Source organism: Desulfuromonas acetoxidans DSM 684, assembly GCF_000167355.1.
GTDB classification, from domain to species: Bacteria; Desulfobacterota; Desulfuromonadia; order Desulfuromonadales; family Desulfuromonadaceae; genus Desulfuromonas; species Desulfuromonas acetoxidans.
In genome coordinates, this window is record NZ_AAEW02000003.1 from 60,563 (window position 1) to 74,794 (window position 14,232).

The 14,232-nt window shown below is 46.3% G+C and carries 16 protein-coding genes and 1 tRNA gene; all 17 read right to left on the reverse strand.

Annotation, left to right across the window (positions count from 1 at the left end; genetic code table 11):
• Window positions 1–3: 3 nt before the first annotated feature.
• Window positions 4–417, reverse strand: coding sequence for a hypothetical protein (locus tag DACE_RS02810; protein WP_040366034.1), 414 nt, complete (start codon window positions 415–417; stop codon window positions 4–6).
• Window positions 418–426: 9 nt separating this feature from the next.
• Window positions 427–2,235, reverse strand: coding sequence for a MobA/MobL family protein (locus DACE_RS02815; RefSeq protein WP_005998158.1), 1,809 nt, complete (start codon window positions 2,233–2,235; stop codon window positions 427–429).
• A 136-nt stretch (window positions 2,236–2,371) separates the two neighbouring features.
• On the reverse strand, window positions 2,372–2,650 hold the full coding sequence (locus tag DACE_RS02820) for a hypothetical protein (RefSeq protein ID WP_005998160.1): 279 nt from the start codon (window positions 2,648–2,650) through the stop codon (window positions 2,372–2,374).
• Window positions 2,647–2,958, reverse strand: a complete 312-nt coding sequence (locus DACE_RS02825; RefSeq protein WP_005998162.1) for a hypothetical protein — start codon at window positions 2,956–2,958, stop codon at window positions 2,647–2,649. The genes DACE_RS02820 and DACE_RS02825 overlap by 4 nt, the downstream gene beginning before the upstream one ends.
• Window positions 2,945–3,628, reverse strand: a complete 684-nt coding sequence (locus DACE_RS02830; protein ID WP_005998164.1) for a helix-turn-helix domain-containing protein — start codon at window positions 3,626–3,628, stop codon at window positions 2,945–2,947. Before DACE_RS02830 ends, DACE_RS02825 begins: the two co-directional genes overlap by 14 nt.
• Before the next feature lie 2 nt (window positions 3,629–3,630).
• Window positions 3,631–3,858 carry a helix-turn-helix transcriptional regulator gene (locus tag DACE_RS02835; protein ID WP_040366035.1) on the reverse strand — a complete coding sequence of 76 codons (228 nt, stop codon included), beginning with the start codon at window positions 3,856–3,858 and terminating at the stop codon, window positions 3,631–3,633.
• 794 nt (window positions 3,859–4,652) lie between these two features.
• Window positions 4,653–4,739: transfer RNA gene (locus DACE_RS02840), tRNA-Leu, on the reverse strand.
• A gap of 61 nt (window positions 4,740–4,800) precedes the next feature.
• Window positions 4,801–5,640 (reverse strand): menaquinone biosynthetic enzyme MqnA/MqnD family protein, encoded by an 840-nt coding sequence (locus DACE_RS02845; RefSeq protein WP_005998166.1) that lies wholly within the window; start codon window positions 5,638–5,640, stop codon window positions 4,801–4,803.
• A 114-nt stretch (window positions 5,641–5,754) separates the two neighbouring features.
• Window positions 5,755–7,092 carry an acetyl-CoA carboxylase biotin carboxylase subunit gene (gene accC / locus DACE_RS02850; protein WP_005998168.1) on the reverse strand — a complete coding sequence of 446 codons (1,338 nt, stop codon included), beginning with the start codon at window positions 7,090–7,092 and terminating at the stop codon, window positions 5,755–5,757.
• A 56-nt stretch (window positions 7,093–7,148) separates the two neighbouring features.
• Window positions 7,149–7,625 carry an acetyl-CoA carboxylase biotin carboxyl carrier protein gene (gene accB / locus DACE_RS02855; RefSeq protein ID WP_005998170.1) on the reverse strand — a complete coding sequence of 159 codons (477 nt, stop codon included), beginning with the start codon at window positions 7,623–7,625 and terminating at the stop codon, window positions 7,149–7,151.
• Window positions 7,626–7,692: 67 nt separating this feature from the next.
• Window positions 7,693–8,763 carry a M24 family metallopeptidase gene (locus tag DACE_RS02860; protein WP_040366092.1) on the reverse strand — a complete coding sequence of 357 codons (1,071 nt, stop codon included), beginning with the start codon at window positions 8,761–8,763 and terminating at the stop codon, window positions 7,693–7,695.
• Window positions 8,764–8,792: 29 nt separating this feature from the next.
• On the reverse strand, window positions 8,793–9,233 hold the full coding sequence (gene aroQ / locus DACE_RS02865; protein ID WP_005998173.1) for a type II 3-dehydroquinate dehydratase: 441 nt from the start codon (window positions 9,231–9,233) through the stop codon (window positions 8,793–8,795).
• Between the two features lie 24 nt (window positions 9,234–9,257).
• A complete protein-coding gene (locus DACE_RS02870) occupies window positions 9,258–9,620 on the reverse strand; it encodes a roadblock/LC7 domain-containing protein (RefSeq protein WP_005998175.1) in 363 nt (120 codons plus the stop codon).
• On the reverse strand, window positions 9,613–10,287 hold the full coding sequence (locus DACE_RS02875; protein ID WP_005998177.1) for a tetratricopeptide repeat protein: 675 nt from the start codon (window positions 10,285–10,287) through the stop codon (window positions 9,613–9,615). Before DACE_RS02875 ends, DACE_RS02870 begins: the two co-directional genes overlap by 8 nt.
• Before the next feature lie 9 nt (window positions 10,288–10,296).
• Complete coding sequence (gene aroB, locus DACE_RS02880; protein WP_005998181.1) at window positions 10,297–11,373, reverse strand: 3-dehydroquinate synthase; 1,077 nt, start codon at window positions 11,371–11,373, stop codon at window positions 10,297–10,299.
• Window positions 11,374–11,376: 3 nt separating this feature from the next.
• On the reverse strand, window positions 11,377–11,886 hold the full coding sequence (locus DACE_RS02885) for a shikimate kinase (protein WP_005998183.1): 510 nt from the start codon (window positions 11,884–11,886) through the stop codon (window positions 11,377–11,379).
• Between the two features lie 160 nt (window positions 11,887–12,046).
• Window positions 12,047–14,230, reverse strand: coding sequence for a type IV pilus secretin PilQ (locus tag DACE_RS16975; protein WP_005998185.1), 2,184 nt, complete (start codon window positions 14,228–14,230; stop codon window positions 12,047–12,049).
• Between the last annotated feature and the right edge of the window lie 2 nt (window positions 14,231–14,232).

Here is a 14,232-nt window from a genome sequence, read left to right on the forward strand (position 1 = left end):
CACTTACATGCAAGGTGCAGCGCCATTTTGCCCACCTCCGCCTCTACTTCGCCCAGCCGGAATCGGCTTGTTGTTAAAATCATCACTGAAAGAATCTTTGATTATTTGATGAATTATCGGACTGACGGCAACCATTGTTCCAGCCAAGACCAATTCCCAGAGTTTTTGACAGTCCTTATGTCTGTAGATCCTGCGTGTTACGCGATCTGGATGCTTTGGTTTGAATTGATGATAACCTTCGATCCAGCTTTCTAGAGCATCGAAAACTAAAAGCAAATTTTGACGAAAAGCTTCCCGACTTGCGGCCACTTCGATCTGCTCAAGCTGAGATATGGAAAAAGCAAAGCCATGCTCCAGTGTCATTTTCACAATCAGTTGTATTAGTTGCATTTCTTGCGCTGCAGAGTTGTACATCATGTTCAATCCTTATCTTGGTTTGAAGACGTTTGACTCATTATCCTGCTGCTGGCGGCGTTTTTGCTCCAAACACAGGCGTTGGACTTCAGCTTGCATCCTCGCCAACTGGGAAGCTTCGGCTTGGTCCTTAATTTCTGGGACTTGCGACAGTCTTTTCTCTGCCTGATGGAGATCACCGGAGTTAGGCAGCGTCTTCAATTTTTGGAAGGCGTCAGCCCTTTCGCTCCTGTTTTCCTGAATCAGCTGGGCGGCTCGGCCTTTCAAGTCGGTGTGACTGTTTTTCAGCTCTGCGCCGTGCTCTCGCAGCAAGATTTTCACTTTGCTGTCGATCAGCTCGACCCGTTCAGCCAGTTTCTGTAGTTCCTTGCGGTCGCCTCCGGCGAGGGTTTTGGAGGCAAAGGACCTGTCCTGGTATTGCCCAAGTTTGGTTTTGTACTGATCAACAACCTGTTTAGCCTCTTTTTTCAGTTCTAGATATTCGCGCTCAATCCGCTTAATTTCTGGATTTCGTTCCTTGTTCGCCATCTTCAAAGCGTCTTTTTCGGCGAGCTCCGGCTGCTGCAACCAGGTGCTCAGCTGATCACGTTCTTCTATCCCGGCTTTGATCCGCTCGATCTCTTTCCGAAGCTCGGCAATCAACGGCTTATCGCCCAAGGCTTGCTCGATGGCTTCTCGTTCCTGGTCGGTTAGATCGCATTTGATAGAGTCGGCCGGAATTCCCAGCAGGCGGGCTTGCCTGAACATTTCGGTATGGAAATCTTTATCTCCGCCGCTGACATCGAATTTCGTCCAACCTTTTTGCAAACCGAGTTGCAAGGCTGCTTTGCAATTGGCTTCCGAGCTACTGCTGACGGTGATCATGTTCTTATATCCATGATCCAACAAGGCAATCGCCTGCGAGTTCTGCCAGCGGAATTCCCCGGTCGTTTCGTTTTTAACCATGTAGTCGAGAGCTTGTTTATAGCGCTTCGGTTGAGTCGCTTTCGGCGGCTTCGCAGAAATGTCTTTTTCGATCTGAGCAAGCAGCTTTTCTGCCTGCTGCAGCTGAGCAATGCGCTGATTTATTTTTTCGATTTCTTTGTTCAACTGCCCTCTCTCCGTTTCTTTGCCTTGCCTCTCCATGTTCGTCGCCGTTGGCCCTTCGTGCATGGTCGCCACTCGATCAATTCCCTGCGCTACTAACGTTCGCCGGTCAATACGAATATCTAAACCTTCGCGCTCCAATTCAGCATTGCAGACTCGCTCCCAGGTGTCGCGCATCCACTCGGCGGGGTCTTCATATTTGCTTCCTCCTGGTTTGCGTTTCTTGCAGGCGATGGGGTCAAGCTCGACAACCTTGTTGCCGAGACTTCCATCCTTTAAAATCTCACAAGCACTGTAGAGGATGTGCGAGTGATGGTTGCGGGGATCGCCGTATTCTTTTTGTCGCATGTCGTTTGTCGGCCGATGCCTGGCTAAATCGGTCGCAACGTTGTACTTTTCGCGGATCGCCTTCGCCATATTTCGGGCAGCGCGGTTTTTTCCCTTGTCGCTTAGCTGGTGAGGGATTGCGATTTCACATTCCCGGCTCGTCACGGCGTTGTCTTTTGTAAAATTCACTTCAACTGAATTCCAAAAATCCTGCCTGCTGATTTCCTGCCCACCGGGCAGGGTGAGTTCGGCGAACTCAATTCCTTTTTTTCTCCGGTAGTCGTAGGTTTCACCGGTTCGGTGATCTTCGATTTTCTCCCCGGCCCGATAGGCCGCTTTTCCGCAGGAACTGGGGCCTTTGGACCGATTGAAAGCCTTCAAGCTGCAGTGAAAAAACCCTTTTTCCATTACTGACAAATCCTTTGATTTGGCTTTTGGTTTTCGGCGCAGCCCGCACGTGAACTCGAAGAGTTCACTCTAAGTGCGCCCTTCTGAACTTCGCTTCGCTCGTTCAGTGCGGGTCAACCACACCAGCGGCGACGGTTTAAATTTGCTGCGGTGTCGATTTATTGATTGGCTGCAAACCAAATAATTCTCGGTCCCTGTCGTTATTTAGGTAATCATTTAGTTGCCGAATTAGCTTCACTCTAAAATCTGGGTCGGCTTTTGCCCGGCTGATAAAAAATGAACCAACCAAAATCTTGCGGCGGGTATCTTTCTTGCGTTCTGCTCCTGCAATTTTATTTTTTAGCTTGGCGAGTTTCGCTTTTTCCTGCTCGATCTTTTTCTGTTGTTTTGCTATTTGTTCGTTGACGTTATTCACAGCCCCACCTCGTCATGCTCTTTTTCGATTTCGTCGATTTCATTTTGATCAGCTTTGAAAATTCGGATTCTTACCTTACCGAACAACAAGGCAAAACTTGGCGCTGACCAAAAAAATAGCCATCCAAACCACCAATAAGTAGGCTGGACCTCTTGCCAGTTGTACCTCGCGGCGCTGCAAGCATCTAGAAGCGGTTGCAGAGCGTGTTTTGCAGCCAGATCACCCGCAACCGCTGCTGAGATCATGGCTGCGAGTAAGAAAGCGAAAATCACCCCTGTGGCTGCTCCTTTTAGATCAATGCAAATCATTGTTTTCTCCTGCTATCTGTTTCATTATTTTTCTTATCTGACTTCTACCTTTTTTTAATTCTGAGTCTGTTATCCCTTTATTTTGCAACTCGGGTTGTTTTCGAGTCGCAGACTCTAATAATTTCTTTTTTTCACTTTCACGCCACCTATATAGCTGCTTTCTGTCTATCGCTGATAAATCCCCCTGGCTGGCCAGGCGGCGTTTTATTTTTGCCTGAAAAGCATCAGGATCATCGTTCACGCTGCTATATTTTTTGTGCTTAACTGCCAAACGGACGTAATCATCTATTTCCAGCTTCGCAGCATGATTATCGTGCACCTTGGCATCCCCTTTTCTTATCATTTTCCTAGATTTTTTCTGATCAAGATAATCCCGATAAATATCTAACAGTTTCGAGGTGTTAAGTTGATAACCATTACTTGTTCTGCCACCGTCTTGACGATAGCGAGGCTCAGTAGTCAGCCAGTTTTCTCTTCTCAGATCAGCAATCACTTTACGACATGCTCTTTCCTTGTTTTTCCCTGTAAAACCAGCTCGTTCTGCGATTGTGACAACAGATGGAAAACAATATCCTTCGTCGGTTGCCTGGTCTGCGAGGGCCAGAAAAGTCATCTTTGCCGTCCTAGGCAGCGGCAGCTGCCAAACTGCATTGACAAGCAAATTGCTCATTACTATCCCTTGCTTGGCCGACCAGGGCGGCGGCGCTGGGGCACGGTTGACTCAAACTGGCGGTCAACCCACTCCTGAAGTTGATTTTTAGTCCAAAATGCCCTCTTCCCAATCCTGATACCCCGAGGAAACTCTCCTCGTGTCATCCTGTTTTTTAATGTCTGCGGCGCGATTTCGAACATTTCAGCAACCTCATCCACATCCAAAAGTCCCAATTCTTGTCTGTTCATTTCCCATTTACCTCCTTTTTTGATGTCACCCTATCCCCCCAAAATGAACTTGGCAACTAAAAAAATTCCGTAACTATTTGATATTATTCTATTTTATGTGTTATCAGATAACTAATAACACACAATGAAACTTCTAACACCTACAGCAACGTCTTGGAATTTATGGTTTTCTAATTTTTCATTGTGTGGATTCTGAGGTCGACAACAAAGGATGAAAAAAATTCATAATTCATTCAACAACTGGGTTTGGCGAGCGTAGCGAGTTGCTTTTCAGTAAGCCGAAGGCGAAAACCACCACGCAAAATTCGCGCGCGCGTTAGGTAGTGGTTATCTAGTGGTCAAGATTAGGGTTAACTACTGGTGGTTACCCTGTCTCCCAGGACAGGGGGGGGCCTGTCTCCCTGGACAGGGGGGGGCCTGTCTCCCAGGACAGGGGGGACCTGTCTCCGAGGACAGGGGGGGGGCCTGTCTCCCAGGACAGGGGGGGGGCCTGTCTCCCAGGACAGGGGGGGGGCCTGTCTCCCAGGACAGGGGGGGGGCCTGTCTCCCAGGACAGGGGGGGGCCTGTCTCCCAGAACAGGAGAACTGAACGGTTTTACCCTTTATTTATCGAAAAATTTAAACGGGGACAAATCAGGGACGGACTCAATGGGACAGTACAGGGATAGTACGGGGACAAAATGGGGACACTAGAGGGACACTTATGGACATTTTTTTCTAATATTCAAAAAAGTGATAAAAAACAAAAAGCCAGTCGTTACAGACTAAAATACTGTAATAACTGGCTTTTTTAATGGTACCCGGGACGAGAATCGAACTCGTACAGTCTTACGACCGAGGGATTTTAAGTCCCTTGCGTCTACCAGTTCCGCCACCCGGGCAAGGTGTCGCTAGTTTTAATGCATTCTCCGGACACTGTCAAATAAAATTCCCTTATCATCCCTACGATATGTTAGCAACATCGACAAAGGTCAATTCAGGCATCTCGGTAAAGTAGCCATATTTAGTGCAAAGCTCAAAAAACAGTGTCAATCCCTTAACGTGAACAACATCAAGATCATAAGACATACAGTTCCAATAATCGACGAGTTGCTTCCGTGACATCCATGGGCGATCAGCTACAGCTTCAGCAAGGGCATACAGATTTTGAAAAGCCTTATTTATGGAGTACTGCAGTTGTTTTTGCAACAACACAAACTCATTGGTCAAACGTTGATAAGCGTGTCGATGAACAATCCACAGGGCAAAAACAAATGGCAGCCCGGTGTGCTGATGCCACAACTGGGCAAGATCATACTGGCGACCTTTTTCGGGACCGACGGTCAGAGAGGCTTTAAGTGCTCGATCACCAATCAATAAAACAGGCTTACCTTTATTGAGGTAGTTTTCGGCCGGCTGTTCGGGAACGCAGCTGTCGATTGTTTGGCAACCGTAAAATTCTTTTAAAATGACATAAAGTAGATGCACAGATGTGGCAGACTCCCCAGTTAGATAAATTTTCTGGCCATCTAACTCTTCGAGTGGGGTTGAGCTGAAAAAAAGTACGCTCTGCACTTCATCAAAAGCACTAATGGAATAGTTTGGCAACAGGACGTAATCATGAAAATTGCGTCCATACTCAAAGGAAGAGGACGGACTCACATCCAATGTTCCTTGGGCAAGCATGGCATTAAGTTGAGCTGGAACATCTTTAACAATCGTTCCATCGAAACCAGCCTGTTGCAGATATTGGAAGAAAGGAACACAGTTCAGATAATCAATATGTCCTAATTTCATTTGCATACATCGCCCTCCTTTTAATCGAACCGGTTGGCGAAGGTTCAACATTCAGAATCACGCAAAAAGCGGAGAAAAATCTCCGCTTCTTATACGTAGCACAATTAAATAACAGGGAGTTTAAATCTTAACCCGTTCCAAAAATCCGGTGTCGATATCGCCTTCGATAAATTCTTTATTGTTCATGATTTTCTGATGGAACGAAATGGTTGTCTTGATCCCCTCGATCAGATATTCATCAAGAGCTCGCGACATCCTTTTAATGGCCTCCTCACGTGTTTCAGCATGAACAATCAATTTGGCAATCATTGAATCATAGTGAGGCAACACCTTGTACTGATCGTAAACAGCGCTGTCAACACGCACCCCAAGTCCACCAGGGGTATGATAACCATTAATCAATCCCGGACACGGAGTAAATTTTTCAGGATCCTCAGCGTTGATCCGGCACTCAATGGCATGACCGTTGATTTTAATATCTTCCTGCTTAAAACGGAGTTCCTCGCCAGCCGCAGCAAGAATTTGCTCTTTAATAATATCAACGCCAGTGATCATTTCCGTTACAGGATGCTCTACCTGAACACGGGTATTCATCTCCATGAAATAAAAATCATTGTTGGCATCGAGGAGAAACTCAATGGTGCCAACACTGGAATAATTGACCGCCTTGGCTGCAGCAACGGCACAATCTCCCATACGTTGACGAACATCATCGGGCAGAATGGCGCACGGCGCTTCCTCGATCAACTTCTGATGGCGGCGTTGAATTGAACAATCACGCTCGCCAAGGTGGATCACATGACCATGTTTGTCAGCAAGGATCTGAATTTCTACGTGGCGAGGACGCTCGCAATATTTTTCAATATACACTTCCGGATTACCAAATCCAGACTGTGCTTCGGAACGCGCTGCAGCAAAAGCATTGGGCAAAGATGCCGGAGAATGAACAATTTTCATTCCACGGCCACCACCACCAGCCGTTGCTTTAATAATAACCGGATAACCAATTTCGCCGGCAATGCGCACGGCTTCTTCAACATTAGGGACCCCATCTTTGGTGCCAGGAAGAATCGGCACTCCAGCGCTGGTGACCGTTTGACGGGCACTGATCTTATCCCCCATCAAGCGCATATTTTCCGCGGTCGGGCCAATAAAGGTCAGGCCACAGTTATTGCAGATATCAGCAAACTCTGCATTTTCAGAAAGGAATCCATATCCGGGATGAATGGCATCGGCATCAGTCACTTCAGCAGCACTGATGATCGCCTTCATATTCAGATAGCTGTCAATACTCGGTGCCGGTCCGATACAAACGCTCTGGTCGGCGAGCTTGACATGCAAGGCCTCACTGTCCACATCGGAATGAACGGCGACGGTTTTGATGCCGAGCTCTTTGCAGGCACGCAGAATGCGTAGAGCAATCTCACCGCGATTAGCTATTACAACCTTGTGAATCATAATCTCTCCAGAATTCATCGTTGCCGACAGATAACCATCGGCACGTGCGTCACGAGTTAAACCTTTTCGACAACAAACAAGGCATCTCCAAATTCAACCGGCTGAGCATTGGCTTTGGAAATCTCGATAATTTTGCACTTGAATTCAGCCTCGATTTCATTCATCAGCTTCATTGCTTCAACAATACACAAGGTCTGGCCGGCTTCGACAACATCACCAACCTTGACATACGGATCAGAATCCGGTGAAGGTGCGGCGTAAAAGGTCCCGACAATCGGAGACGGGATCGTATCGTATTGATCATTTACCGCTGCAGGGGCCACATCAGCTGGGGCTGCAGCAGCCGCAGGAGCAGCAGCCGGAACCGGTGCAGCAGGTTGAGCAGGAGCATAGGCCGGTGCAGAGACATGCACCACTTCAGGCTCACTGCCACGCTTGATGACAATGCGCTGCTCTTCGTTTTCCATCTCAAATTCTGTAATATCCGTATCCGTAATAACCTTGATCAATGACTTGATATCTTTAATATCCATTTTCTTTTCTCTCCAAAGTGTGACCCTGCTGGCGCTTATTATGATATTCGACCAGACAGGGGGGGAATCATGCCACCTGACGATAAGATTTGGGGATTTGCGTCAGGCAACGATAACCATCCACTGTCATCACAACAGTGTCTTCAATACGAACCCCGCCGACTCCAGGAACATAAATACCAGGCTCGATGGTAAAAACCATTCCCGTTGTCAAAAAAGCCTCTGAGCGTGGCGATACGGTTGGAGCCTCATGAATTTCAAGACCTACGCCATGGCCAAGTCCATGGCCAAAATATTTACCGTATCCCTTTTTCTCAATATACTGCCGTGCCACGGCATCGATCTCACTGGCTTTGACAGACGGTATCAAGGCAGCTAAAGCCAGGTCATGAGCTTGCAGAACAACATCATAAATTGCTCTGAGCTCGTTAGACACGTCTCCCACTGCAACCGTCACGGTTTCATCGGAATGGTACCGTTGGTAACGGGTACCAAAGTCGATGGTCACCAGATCACCTGACTCAATCTTCTTGTCAGAAGCTACGCCATGAGGTAAAGCCCCTCGATCTCCAGAGGCGACGATCAGGTCAAAGGCTTTTTCCTCACCTCCTGCCCGGCGCAGAAAGCATTCCAACTCAAGGGCAATTTCTCGCTCAGAAATACCTGGCTTTATCAGCGGTATTACGGCATCAAAAGCCTGTTTATTCAGCTGAGCAGCTTTCTCAAGACAACGAATCTCTACATCGTCCTTCACTTGGCGAATCATCCCCAAAGGTGCATCCAGGGGTACCAAGTCAAATGAAGAGGCCTGCTTAAGCAATTTCTGATGGAGAGAAACCGTTACAAAATCGGCTTCAAACCCCACCCGTTTTACCGTGCATTCCGTTAAGGTCTCAATAACCCCTTCGACCTTTTGAGAATACTGGCGCTTATGCCCGGCGGATACTTGCGCTTCGGCCTGCGCAACATATCGCGAATCTGTTAAAAAATAACTCTGTTCGCGAGTCACCAACAAGACACCATCAGTTCCGGTAAACCCGCAAAAATAAAGCAAATTTACAGGGTTAAAGAAAATAATGGCATCGACATCTTCACGATGCATGATTTCGCGTAAGCGATCAATCCGATACTCTAACATAATGCTTTTTTGCAGCACACTTAAAAAGTTTATGCCTGCTTCACATGCTCTATTAGAGCAAGCAAGGCAAGACGGTAACCACGAGAGCCAAGACCACAAATCTGCCCCAGACAAACCGGTGCCAAATACGAGTGATGACGGAATTCTTCGCGACAATGAATATTGGACAGGTGAACTTCAACTGTGGGAATTGAAACGGCACAGACGGCATCGCGCAAAGCAACACTTGTATGGGTATAGGCTCCGGGATTGATGACAATAGCGTCAACGCCATCGGTCATTGCCTGGTGGATTGCATCAACCAAGTCACCTTCATGATTGGACTGGTAACACTCAACAGCAACACCAAGCTCATCAGCATAACGACTTAATCCATTGTTGATTTCATTCAAGGTCTCTTGGCCATACACTCCAGGCTCACGCACCCCTAATAGATTCAAATTCGGGCCATGGATGACTTTTATTTTCATGATTCCGTCTCAATCGCGTTAGGTTTATTCAAGTTCTTTTTTTAACTTATGGGCATCACGCCGCAAGAGGTAGCGTCCCTTGCCAATATTGGCCTCATCATCAAACAGAAGAGCAACAAAATATTCCTCACTGAGCATCTCAACAACAATGGTCAACTGTTCACACTTAACCATGACCTCTTTCAACGCTCCTGCTGAGAGCAGTTGAGTCGTGTGCATTAATTCTTTGACCACGGCTGCAAACTCGACGGTGATCGCCTGAGTCTCTTCAGCTGCAGTCCCCTGTCGAAACACCGAATCAACGGCAATCCCGTCACATCCCATTAAAACAATTGAGGTTGCACCGGGCGTCTGATCAACAATTTCCTGTAAAATCGCTTTAAACATGCGTCCTCCTGCGTTGTATACTCAACAACCAACGGCTCAATTGCTGACGTTGGTTGTCCGGCGTTAGACTGTTTTTTGCATCCTCTGCGCCATGTTGTTCACCACGGATCTGCTTCACACGGTTCTGGTACAAAGCATTCTCCGGTTCCTGTTCCAAAAGCTTTAGATACAAAAGCAAAGCTTTTTCAACTAATCCCTGTCGAAAATAGAGGTCTGCCATCGTAGGTGTGACAACAATCGGCTCATCAAATTCCTCATCTGCGTCCTGCTGATCCAACATCTCTTCCAGACGTTTCAATTCTTCGCCAGAACCATAAGAATGTCGCCAATCGGCACATTTTTGCTCAGCGAGATGAAAATTACCCAAACGGATCTCCAAGTCTATTTCAACAAGAAGCCCGGAACGCCAAGCTGATGAAGAAGCATCGAGCTGTTGCAGAGTTGAGCGAACTTCATCATACAGCGCATTTTCAAGGTAAACACGCGCGGCCAAAACCCGACCATCATCAGATTCTGGATTATTTGCAGACCATTGTTTGACTGCGTCCAGAGCCGCATCAAGTAACCCAGCACTGAGGTAAAGGCCTACCAGTTCGGAAATAACATCTGAACTTGTATCCGATGGAAGGCGCTCCACCAGCTCGCGAATTCGCTTCAGTTCTGACATATCTGACCGTCAACCCAATACAGATTTAAAAACAGATTCAGGATCTTCAAGAGAGACAATGCGACTCTCTCCAATCCCGACATTAACAATAAACCGCAAAATACCACCGTGGACCTTTTTATCTCGCCCCATCGCCGCTAAATAATCTTCAAGGGAAAATGGCGGTGGTTGAGTAACAAAGCCAAACGCCTCAAGCAGTCGGGTCAATCGTTCAACATCTGAATCCTGACAAAGCTCCATCAGACGTGAAACGTTAGCAGCCACAAGCATACCGATAGCCACAGCTTCACCATGAAGAACAGTGCCATAACCGGATAATTGCTCAACGGCATGACCAAAAGTATGGCCGAAATTCAATACTGCACGAACCGAAGATTCGCGTTCATCAGCAGCCACGACCTCGGCTTTCAACTCACAGGAACGGCGAACGGCATACGCCAATGCCTCGGTGTCCAACGATAACAACGGTTCAACATGTTCTTCCAACCAGGAAAAAAACGTCTCATCAAACATAACTCCATATTTGATGACCTCTGCAATCCCGGCCAAAACATTGCGCTGATCCAAAGTCTCCAATGTCGCCACATTGATAAAAACAGCCCACGGTTGATAAAAAGCCCCAATCAGGTTTTTACCCAGCGGATGATTGATCGCCGTTTTACCTCCAACAGAACTGTCAACCTGAGCAAGAACCGTCGTTGGAATCTGCACAAACGGTATACCGCGCAAAAAAGTCGCCGCGGCATAACCCGCCATATCTCCAACAACGCCGCCACCCAAAGCAATAATACCGGAATGACGATCACATCCCAATTCGATCAATCGTGTATAAATCGTATTGAGAGTCTCAGCATTTTTATATGATTCACCGTCCTCCACAACAATTTGTTCGACATCATATCCCGATTCCGTCAGCAACTGACTAACCAAAGAGCCATATAGAGGCAAAACAGTTGTATTAGTAACAATGACAACCTTACCGGGAAATTGAATCCGTTGTAATTCTTCACTCAGACCGGAAAATCCATGATGAGTAATCAGGATCTGATAGCTGCGATCTCCTAGCCCTACACTCAGTTGTTCCACATTCTATCCTTGCGCAAGCTTTTGTTTGATTTCCAACACAACCTCTTCCGGGGTTAATTCATCAACATCAATCTGCACATCAGCCCTTCGATAAAGCTCCTGACGGCTCTCATATAATGCCTTCAGCGACTCCAAGTCATTTTGGTTAACAAGAGGTCTCTCTGATGACCCTTCTAGGCGTGCAAGAACTGTCGGCCATGAACACGCCAAAAAAACGACCACGCCGCAAGAGTTCATTATCTGCCAGTTTCTCTCAGAACCGATAATACCGCCACCAGTTGAAAAAACCAGCCCTTCTTTTACTGAAAACTCTTTTAGGAGTTCAGATTCATAGCGACGAAAGACATCTTCGCCCTCTTCTCTGAAAATCGCATTTATTGAACGCTGCTGCCGCTTGACAACCTCATCATCAAGATCAATAAAGCCCATTCCTAGAGCATCGGCAAGTAGCTTACCCACTGTTGATTTCCCAGACCCCATAAAACCTACAAAATAAATCTTTTTATACGTCACAAGAGTTCCCGATTGACAAGATAAAAGTTGAGTCATTACTAACGGAGCAGAAGCCCGTTATATCATCCGTAGTTTTGATAAAAACAGTTTAGAATTGACATCATACAAGAAAAGGACAGGCGATGCCTGTCCTTTTCTTTACCATTGGTAAAAAAATAAACTAATCAACAATATGCGGCGTCAAGAAAATCAGAAGTTCTGTCCGATCGTTCGAGGACGTTTTATACTTAAAGAGATTTCCAATAAAGGGGAGATCTTTTAAATAAGGAGTACCCGAATCCGAATTTTGTTCATTCTCTGTATAGATACCACCAATAACAGTTGTTTCACCATTTTTCAAAAGCAACTTAGTTTCAGCTTCCTTTGTATTAATGGCAACACCATCAGTATAGGCCACTCCGGGAGAACTGTTAGTCGCCAAGATCTCAAGTAAAATGGTATTGTCGGGATTAATCAACGGTGTTACTTCAAGAGCTAATTCTGCCTTTTTGAATTCTGTTGTTGTCCCGTTATCGCTCGTTGTTTTATAAGGAATTTCAGTCCCTTGCCCAATTCTCGCAGTCTCACCATCCAAAGCCATAACTTTAGGGGATGAGATAACTTTACCACCCCCAGATGACTCAAGAGCAGACAGCTGCAAATCAAGTACAATTGTATCCAACCCTACCCGACCAAACGTTAACGCAGTTCCAAGACCATCAGTCGCACTGGTCGGTGTAATAAAGTTCCCGCCAAGGCCGACAACCGCATTATCCAGAGAAGAACCAATGCCACCACCGGAGCTTCCGGAATCATTATCAAACTCAAACCCCCAATGAATACCAAAAGTCTGTTCCGCGCTTGTGTCAGCCTCAACGATGCGGGCTTCAATTAGTACCTGCTTGACCGGCTCATCTAATTGGTTAATAAGCATCCTAATCTCTTCCAATTTCGAGGGAATATCATTCACCATGATCTTCTTACTTCCCTCAATCAACTGGACCTCACCCTGATTACTCAACACATCATCAATGACATCTTCAATCGCTTCTGTATCTTTATAGTTAATGACAAAAATTTCTGTTCGCGTCTCCTCCAGCTTTTTAATATCTTTTGTAGCTTTAAGACGTTCAGCTTCCATTTTTTTAATTGTGCCCAATGGCAAAATACGCACAACATTTCCCTGAGTAATTGTTCCTAATTGCTTGACATCAAGAATCAAATCCAAAGCTTGGTCCCAAGGAACATCATGAAGCCGCAGAGAAACCTTACCTTTAACATCATCGGATAGGATAATATTCAGATTACTGATTTCAGCGATAAGTTGCATCACTTTACGAATATCTGCATCATCCAATACGAGCGTTACAGGCTCACCAGTATAAACCTTCGGAGCATCCTTGTCCGCTGTTGCAGAAAGCAAACCAGCAGCAGATTCACCTTCAATACGGTTCAGAACCTGTGATACATCATCCATATTTTCATCGTAGGCATAGGCGGGGTCAGAGATAGTTTCAACAATCCCATTCGATTGAGCAGCTTTCGTGGGTTGCACAGGAACATAAACTGAGTCCAAGGCACTTGGAGCAGTTTCAGCAAAAACGCCATCAACTGTGCTGAAAACCAACTGACTACCGTTTCTGCTCACACTGTACTGAACTAGTCCCTTCATTTTAGCCGAGAACATGACATTACGCGTTCCGTCTATAATCGTTGAATAAGGAGTGATTTGCAGAACTGAGCTGGGAAAAACAGATGCGTCAACAACACGCCTCAAAGAACGCGGAATAACAGTATCACTGGCACCAAACCTGATTGTACCATCTACAGTTTCAGCCTCAATCAAATCAAAACGACCATCAAAGTCTACCGTAAACGTTGATGCTCCGTCTTGTGCATCAAAATTAATCGATTTTACAGAAACCGGTTTCTCAACTCGAGGTTTTACCGCAACGGCAGTTTTCCCAGACCAGTCGATAACAATATCGTTTCCATAACGCTCGACTGTTGCTTCAGGTAGCTGACCAGAATTAGCATCAAAAACAAAGCGTGTTTTGTCGGCATAAATCCCAACACGAATGGCTGAAAAGCCGGAGGCAACATCAAAAGCTCGTTCCTCGAACAAAGGCAATACGCCACTGACGTCAACGACTAAGCGGGGAGGAGCCCCTAGTGTATAAAAATCAAAAGCAACATCTGGACTATCAATTGCCAATACAGCTGAAGTCTCAGAAATAGTAACGCTTTCAACCGTTGCCATCGCTGCATGGGCAGCACTGTTGTCGATTCCGACAAGAGAGAAGAACAGTGACAGAACTACAGCAGCATAGCCCAGCGTTTTACGAACAGGTTTCAACACAGTCATTT